Below are 532 nucleotides of genomic sequence, written 5' to 3' on the forward strand. Positions count from 1 at the left end.
TCGATCCACTCCAGGTCGGTGTGGGCGCCGAAGCCGTAGTTGAAGGACGAGCCTTGCAGGCCGTCACCGTGGGTGACTTCGATGGCATCCACCTTGGCCTGGTCCAGCGCGCGGGCGATGGCCTGCACCTGTTCGAGCGAGTACTGGTGGCGGATCGCGTGGCTGCCGTCGCGCAGGGTGACGTCGGAGATATAGAGTTTCTTGCTCATGCCGAAGCTCCCAGCGCCTGGGCCATGCGCTCGGCGGTGGCCAGCGCGGCGGAGGTCATGATGTCGAGGTTGCCGGCATAGCTCGGCAGGTAATGGGCGGCGCCTTCGACTTCGAGGAACACCGAAGTCTTCAGCCCGGAGAATTTCCCGTGGCCAGGGATATTCAGGTCGCGGACCTCGTCGAACTGCACGCGCTGCTTGAGGCGGTAGCCGGGCACATAGGCCTGCACGGCAGCGGCCATCTCGACGATCGAGGCTTCGACCTGGGCCGGGTCGGCGGCCTCGCTGAGCACGAACACGCTGTCACGCATCATCAGCGGCGG

General features: G+C 65.8%; 2 pseudogenes. Both read right to left on the bottom strand.

Annotated features, from left to right (window positions below):
• Window positions 1-209 (bottom strand): annotated as a pseudogene (locus tag ACFW0H_RS30115) (4-hydroxy-2-oxovalerate aldolase); the annotation flags it as partial.
• Window positions 206-532, bottom strand: a pseudogene (locus ACFW0H_RS30120) (acetaldehyde dehydrogenase); the annotation flags it as partial. The pseudogenes ACFW0H_RS30115 and ACFW0H_RS30120, both read right to left, overlap by 4 nt.

The sequence above is a fragment of the Metapseudomonas cellulosilytica genome (assembly GCF_049334135.1).
GTDB lineage: Bacteria > Pseudomonadota > Gammaproteobacteria > Pseudomonadales > Pseudomonadaceae > Metapseudomonas.